Raw genomic sequence first — 7,516 nt, 5'->3', positions numbered from 1 at the left:
GTACGGCCTCCCGGCGCCGGCGCCCCGCAGCGGTCAGCCCGCCCCCATCCGCGTATCTCACACAACACGAGATACAGCCCGCGCCTCGGATCTATCAGGCACGTTGGCAAAGATCACCCTGACGAGCCGAAGTCAGTACCTCGCTGCTGACGCGGACAGAGCGACCGCTCTGCGAAGAGGAACTGGACATCACACCGGCTCGGATCCCCGCTCACCAGACAGTCCGTTGGGCTTGTTGTCGCGGGTGCCGGAGGTGGGCGGGCCCATCGACCCCGACGACGAGGCCCACGACCTGGTCATGTCTGTCTTCTCTGTCTTCTCTGTCTCCTCTGTCTTCGGCGGCATGAGCAAGGGCGAAAGCAACCGCGTCGAGATCCGAGTCGCACCGTCATGAGCGCCCAGGTCGAGCTGCGCGGCCGCTATCTGGATGGACGGCCGCCCTACGGCTACCGCATCGCCGGCAGCAGGAACGCGCAGGCAAGCAGGGCGCCCGCCCCTACACCCTGCGTGGCCGGGTGCGGTGCGCGCCGTGCGGGCGGAAGATGCAGGGCGCCACCATCCGCCACACCGTCTACCACCGGTGCGAGTTCAAGGAGGAGGCGCAGGCGTTTCGCCTCGGCCCCGCTCACCGCCCAGCAGATTCAGGCAATCACCGAGAACCTCGGAGACATTGCGCAGCGCATCCACATAGCCGAGGTCGAGGCCCTCGTCTCCGTATCGTCAACGGCTGTGTCCGAGGTCGGAGTCGGGCACTGACGATACGGTCGTGGTCGCGCGAGGACCTCTCCGGCTCAATGATGCGAGCGATCTCCGAGCCGTACACCTGCGGACCGTCGGCCGGCATCACGGTGTCGCGCCCGGCCTCCGGCACTGATCCCAGGGCCTGCACCGCCCGTCTCGCCCGGCGGGGACGCGTGGTTGCGCTCGCTTTCGACTCGGACCGCATCATCGCGTCCCTGCTCGGCACATCACGCCACGATGCGGCCGGCCCCGCTGCACAGCCACCCTCGCCTACAGCAACGTTCTCCCTGCCCTCACAGGACCTGTTCGACCGATCAAGCCTCTTGGTCCGACAGCGGAAGGCTCTTCAGCGGTATGTCGAGTTCCCGCAGGAGTGTGCGCGCCTGGTCGATGTCCGGGTCGGGGGCATGAATGTCGAGGTAGATGCCGAGGGCTTGGCCAAAGGCTTCCCGGGCTGCGGCGAGAGCCCCCAATGCCCGGTGGGTCTGGCCGAGGTGCACGAGGGTTTCGGCCTCGTTGTATCGGTGACGCAGTGCACGGTTGAGTTTCAGGCTGTGCTCGTAGCAGTCGAGGGCCTTCGTGTGGGCGCCGAGCTGGTGGTACGCATATCCGAGGGTGTCCCAGGTGCCGGCTTGTCCACGTGCGTCGTCCAGTTCACCCTGGATGGCCAGCGCTTCGTGGCAGTGGCGTACCGACTCGGTGCAGTTCCCGAGCCGGGCGTGGTCCCAGGCCACCGCGTTCAGCGCGCGGGCCTGTCCCGGTGAATTACCGAGTGAGGTGAACAGGTCGACGGCGCGCTGGTCGTGCCGCAAAGCAGCGGGTCTGTCGTCTTGGCGTTCGTACAGCCAGCCCAGGGCGAGGTGGGTGTGGGCGGCCGCGAGGAGGTTGCCGCTCGTCTCGGAGAGGGCCAGCGCACGGGTCAGTTCGCGGTGGGCTTCGGCGAAGCGGCCGGTCTCGGTACAGGCCCAGGCAAGCGCGCGGTGGGATTCCGCCTGGGCGGCCGGGTCCCCGAGGCGGACAGCGGCGGCAAGTGCCGTGGTGTGCACTGCGGTGACGTCGGCCCAACGACCCTGACGAGTCAGGAAGGTAGTGATTGCCCACGCCAGCCGCCATGCCTGGGCGTTGTGTCCAGCACGTGCGGCCTGGTCGACGGTCGCCGTCAGCACGGTGTACTCGGCTGCGAACCATGCCATGGCCTGGTCGTGTGTGGTGAGATGCTCTGGTTGTGTGCCGTTCTCCGCCGTGGTCGGCCGGAGTGGGTCGCGGTGGGGAAGCAGGAGCCGGTCGGCCGCGTAGGCCGTATGCGCGTAGTGGTCGAGTACGCGGGTGAGTGCCTCGTCCGCTTCCTCGACGGGCGCGGCGGTATCCGCCAGTTCCAGGGCATACGAGCGCAGCAGGTCGTGGCAGGTGAAGCGGCCAGGGGCGCGTTCTTGAACCAAGTGGTAGGCCTGAAGCCGACGCAGCCTCGTGCGCAGCCGGGCGGACGGCAGGGCAGACAGGCTGACGGCAGCGGACAGACCGATGTCGCCACCGGGCGCCTGGGCGAGTTGCCGGAACACCCGGGCGGAATCGGGATCGAGGGCGAGGTAGGACGAGGTGAAAACGGTACGCACGTCACTGGCCGCCTCGCCGGTGTTCAGGGCGTCGAGCCGGGTCGCGGTGTCGCGAAGTTCGGCAGCCAGGGCAGCGAGAGTGAGCACCGGGTTCGTGGTGACGCGGGCGGCGAGAACGCCGATGGCCAGTGGAAGACCGGCGCAGTGGCGGAGGAGTTCCGCCGTCGCGGCGGGTTCCGCGGCGAGCCGGTCGGCGCCAAGGCGGCGGACGAGCAGGTCACGCGCTTCAGGGCCGTCGAGCGAGTCCAGGGCGAGCCAGCCGGCGCCGTGCGAGGCGGCCAATCCGGATAGCTGGTGGCGGCTGGTGATCAGTACCGTACAGGTGGAGCCGCCGGGCAGCAGTGGCACCACCTGGTCGGTGTCGCGGGCGTTGTCGAGCACGAGAAGCAGTCGCCGACCCGCCGTGCGGCTTCGGTACAGCGCGGCCTGGGCCTGCTGAGTAGTGGGCAGATCTCCCGGGTCGACACCGAGAGCCTCAAGCAGACCCCGCATGACCGCGTACGGGTCCAACGGTTCACCGGAGGGAGTGAAGCCCCTCAGATCGGCGTACAACTGACCATCGGGAAAGTGCCTGTGCTGGTCATGCGCCCAGCGCAACGCCAGCCAGGTCTTGCCGATGCCTCCCGTTCCACAGACCACCGCTATGGGCACAGCGTCGCTGACCGATGTGCTCTGCGGAGCCAGCAGCTCGTCCAGCCGCGCCAGATCACGCACGCGTCCCGTGAACAGCGGTGAGGGAGCGGGAAGGTGTCCAGGATGAGGGGCGGCGGTACGCGCAGGCCTCAGCTCCGTGCCTCGGGCCGCGAGCCTCGGATCGGAGTCCAGGATCTGCTGGTACAGCTTCTGCAGTTGGGGACGCGGATCGATGCCCAACTCGTCAGCGAGACGGCGACGTACCTCCTGGTACCGGTTGAGAGCGTCGGCGGAACGTCCACCACGGTAGAGGGCGAGCATCAGCTGGGCTGCGAGCCGCTCGTCCAGGGGGTGGCTCTCGGCATGGGCGGGCAGCATGGTCAGCAGCTCGGCGTGAAGCCCACGACGTAATTGGAGCTCGCCCCAGTCCAGCACAGCGGCGAGCCGTTCCACGTGCAGCGTCTCACGCTGGGTGTTGAAATAGGGGGTGTCCATGCCGGAGCACGGGTCACCTCGCCAGAGCGCGAGGGCCTTCTCGAACAGGAGCGCGGCCTCGTCCTCGTCTCCATCGCGTGCGCTGGTCCGAGCCCTGACAGCGCGGTCCCGGAAACGGTGCAAGTCGATGGCTGAGGGTGTGACGGTCAGCTCATAGCCTCCAGACCGCTGTGTGATCCGCGCTTCCTCGGACACACTCTGTAACGCGCTACGCAGCCTGGAGACATAGCTGTACACCGTCGACCGGGCTCGTTGCGGAGCCCGTTCTCCCCAGACCCGGTCGATGAGTTGGTCCATCGTCACCACGTGGTTGGCTTCGCACAACAGCGCCGCCAGTACGTACTGCTGACGTGCGGGTCCCGGATCCAGCCATTGGCCGTCTACCTGAACCTCAACTGCGCCCAGGACACGGAACTCCATACCCACATCAACCACCCCGGGCGTAATCCTAAAACCAGCGGAAGCAGCTCTGAACAGCTGGTTCAAGCTTTTTTCAAGGTTTGAGCACGGTCAGCCGCACAAGGTGGTGCCATCTGGCCAAGCAGGTGCGGAGCCCGGGCCGCCGGGGCTCGACCTCGCTGCCGAAGGGGGATACCCATGTGCACCCGCGAGATCGCCGTACGACTCGCCCCCGCCCCTGGAAGCACGGTCGGACCGAGCCTTGTGGCGGGACCCGTCCAGGCAGTGCCCGCAACGTCCATCGCAGCCGGCACGGGAAGCGGCGTTGTTCTTGTCCATGGGAAGGACGACTGCATAAGGGAATGCACCCGTGCGGTGCGTAAGGCGAGAATGCGCATCCGTTCCGGTGAACGACAGGCCGGATCACCACGGGACTCACACCTCGGTCGGCCACGAACGTTCTCACCGCAGCATGCCGGGGGCTCCCCGCAGCGCCGCGTCGCCTTCACATCTCGTCCGGGAGCTGCGGCAGCCGAGAAATTCGTTGCCCGTCCGAATAAATCGCGGCCCGGGTCGAAGCGCCCACCCTTCGCCGTCCGGCCGGCGGCCAGGACCGGTGTGGGGCGCAGATCGGCTGCTTTGACGGGAAACCATCACCGCGTGGTCACCGGACACGCGCCCGGAGAGCTCGGTCGTCATCAGCCAGGTCTTCTACACGCTCAGTGCTGTCCGGACTCGCCTGCGGACCCATGAGCGCAGTTCGGTCGTTGATCTTCAGGAAGCGAGGAACAGCAGAGATGGCCCGTCCCGAACGCCCCGTGGACCCGTACGCCGGAGAGATCCAGCGATTCGCGCACGACCTGCGATGCCTGCGCAACAAGGCGGGCAGGCCCCCCTACCGGGCTCTCTCGGAGAGAGCTCACTATTCAGTCACCACTCTCGCCGAAGCCGCCAGAGGACTCGCGTTGCCCTCGTTGGCGGTCACCCTGGCATACGTACGGACGTGTGACGGGGACCTCGAGGCCTGGGAGCGGCGCTGGCGCACACTCTCCGCCACGCTGGCCGAGGAAGAGCTCAAGACGCAGCCGGGTGAAGCACCTCAGGGACAGGGCGACTGCGCGAGCGAAGGAGGCGTCGGCCCTACGGAGCGGACTACCCCGGCTCCCACAGGTGCCGCGCGCCGACTTCGGACGGTCCGGGAGCCGGGCGAAGCGCGCGGCCTGGAGCCTTTGGCTCCCTCACTGAAGCTCCTGCTGGCCGTGTCCGTCGGGGCACTGATCGGCTCGAGGATGCCGGAGCTGCTACGTTCCCGTGCTCCTTTCCTGCGGCGGTGAGACGACGAAATTGTCCGGTAACAAAGGTTTTAACGTGACAACCCGTACAGGAAGACTGTGCCCCTCCATGCGGCGAAGCTGGGCCGGACCGTCGCGGTCCGGCCCAGTGGCCGGGCTGCCGTGCCCGGACCACCGGTCCGGCCGACCACTGCCGGTCTCACCGTCGTGAGGAGAACTCGTGGCCACTCAACCTGCATCCGCGGCAGCGCGCGTGATCGACGCGCAGCTGGCCGCGTACAACCATCGGGACCTGGAAGCCTTCGTGGCCTGCTTCGCCGCCGGCGTGGAGCTGCGCAACGGTGGAGCGCCGGCCACCGAGGGGCTGGACGGCCTCCGGGATCTGTATGCGCCTCAGTTCGCGACGCAGCGTGTCGAGGCCGAGGTGCGGGCACGTCTGGTTCTCGGTGAGTGGGTCGTGGATGACGAGCGCCTCACCGGTCCGGCGCCCGTCGCGCTGCGAGCGCTGATCGCCTACCGCGTCCGCGACGGCCTCATCGACCGGATCGAGATGCTGGCGGCTGAACCGGAGCAGCAACCCTCCGCAGGGAAGGACGGACGGTGAGCGGTGATCCCGGTGACGCGGCCGCAGCACCCTCTTCTGCGGGTCTTCCGTCCCCGGAACTCAGCGCCGCCCGTCTGCTGCTCGTGGGCAGTGGCGCTCTCGGGGTCGCGCATCTTCCTTTCTGGGCCAGCTGGCTGCGCCAGTCCTATCCGGACGTCGAGCTGCGCATCCTGCTGACCCGCAGTGCCGAACGCTTCGTCTCCCCATTGGCTCTCAGCGCGGTTTCCGGTACCACGGTGCACCGTGACACATGGACCGGCCACAGCCGCGTCGGCGCCCTGCACGTCGAGCTCGCCGAGTGGGCCGACGCGGTCGCGGTACACCCGGCCACCCTGCACTTCGTCGCGCGGTTGGCCCACGGACTGGCCGACACACCGTCCCTGCTCGCGCTCCAGTGCACGCGTGCGGTGATCGGTGTGGCTCCGTCACTGCCTCCCGGAGCTCTGGACAATCCGCTGGTGCGTGAGCAGCTCAAACGGCTGGCGCGGCGGCCGAACATAGTGGTCGCGCCGACTGTTCCCGGGCACAGTGCCACCACCGGTCGTCTCGACGCCGCTGTCGCCGAGCCCCTTCCCGCGCTGCTGGCACGTGTGGAGGCGCTGCGTGCGCGACTTCGGCCGGGGGGCGGCGGGGATGGGTGAGGCCGTTCCGGCACCGGTGCGGGCGTTCGGCACCGATGCGGTACGCACCGAGGTCTTCGCCACGGACGGGGGGAGGGTCCGGTGGCGGCGCACGTTCGCCGCGGGATCGGCCGTCCTGCGGGCGGTCGGCGCCGTACCGGCCTCTGTACATCTTCCCCATGCGGCGGTGCAGTTCGTTCTTCCCCGCTGGGAGGGGCGTACGGCGGAGTATCCGGTCCGTGGCACGCGCCTGCTCCTGGATTCCCCTGAGGGCCGGGCCACCGTCTTCCGCGACCTCGGCCGTGGTCTTCGTTCCCTGCACGCCCTGCCGTGCGACCCGGCCCTGCCACGGGGACCGCTGGGACCGGCCCGGCTGGCCGAGTGGCTGCGGTCCGGGCACGGCCCGGGGCTGTCGGGCCTGTATCGGGGGCAGTTACGGTCGGCCCTCGGGAAGCGTCGGCTGAGCCGGCTGTCGCAGTGGTGCGCCGCCCTGAGCGAGGTGAACGAGGACTCGGTCGTCCTGCACGGGAGTGTCGGCATGGGCACGACGGTGCTGGCGGCGGATCACCGCCCGCAGTTGCTCACGGGGGAGGGACTGTGCCTGGGTGATCGCTGGTTCGATCTCGGTTGGCTGCTGGGTGAACTGATGGAGGTGCGCCTTGTCCTTGCCGGACAGGGCCGGCCGGAAGTGGCCGCTGATCTCGGTGTCTCGGCGTGGGAGCTCGTCGCTGGTTACGGGATTCCACCGGACCACCGCGTCGGCCGTGTCTCCGCTCTGCGAATGCTCTCCCATGGTCTCGACATCAGCAGTTTCGCGGCCCATCTCGTACCACAATTACGTTCGCACACCCGGCTGCTGGCGGATGTGGTGGACGCGGAGGGAACCCAGGTCCTGCCGTGATGTGCTTCGCGGCCGAGCCACGCCTTGCGCCGTCTCGGCCGGCGCACCGGTTGTACGGTGCCGCACCTTCTTCGCCACGGGTCCCGCTCCTTTCTCCTATGGGGCGAGACCCGCTCGTTGTGCGTGATGCCCGTGCATGCCGTGGCGGTTGTCCGGTGTTGTACCGGCGTATTTCAGAGCGTCTCGTACAACACCGCGGCGGGATAGAAATCTCCTCG

The 7,516-nt window shown here is 68.4% G+C and carries 4 protein-coding genes; 3 read left to right on the top strand and 1 reads right to left on the bottom strand.

The genetic code is table 11. The features are described from left to right. Nucleotides 1-1,055: 1,055 nt before the first annotated feature. Entirely contained in the window at nucleotides 1,056-3,902 is a 2,847-nt protein-coding gene (locus tag UW392_RS18495; RefSeq protein WP_320776124.1) for an AfsR/SARP family transcriptional regulator, read from the bottom strand. A gap of 1,491 nt (nucleotides 3,903-5,393) precedes the next feature. Here UW392_RS18495 and UW392_RS18490 point away from each other — a divergent pair. From UW392_RS18490 to UW392_RS18480, 3 genes are read left to right on the top strand one after another with little or no spacing between them, the layout of a single operon-like run. Next, entirely contained in the window at nucleotides 5,394-5,777 is a 384-nt protein-coding gene (locus UW392_RS18490) for a nuclear transport factor 2 family protein (protein ID WP_320776123.1), read from the top strand. Beyond that, complete coding sequence (locus UW392_RS18485; protein ID WP_320776122.1) at nucleotides 5,774-6,418, top strand: flavoprotein; 645 nt, start codon at nucleotides 5,774-5,776, stop codon at nucleotides 6,416-6,418. The genes UW392_RS18490 and UW392_RS18485 overlap by 4 nt, the downstream gene beginning before the upstream one ends. After that, entirely contained in the window at nucleotides 6,381-7,298 is a 918-nt protein-coding gene (locus UW392_RS18480) for a hypothetical protein (RefSeq protein ID WP_320776121.1), read from the top strand. Before UW392_RS18485 ends, UW392_RS18480 begins: the two co-directional genes overlap by 38 nt. Nucleotides 7,299-7,516 lie beyond the last annotated feature (218 nt).

Source organism: Streptomyces sp. CRN 30, assembly GCF_034105845.1.
The sequence above is the reverse complement of the archived record's forward strand: the minus strand, read 5'-3'. Positions and strand labels throughout refer to the sequence as shown.

Coding starts and splice junctions, on each gene's coding strand:
- UW392_RS18495 (WP_320776124.1), bottom strand. CDS start 3,902: ATGGAGTTCCGTGTCCTGGGCGCAGTTGAGGTTCAGGTAGACGGCCAA.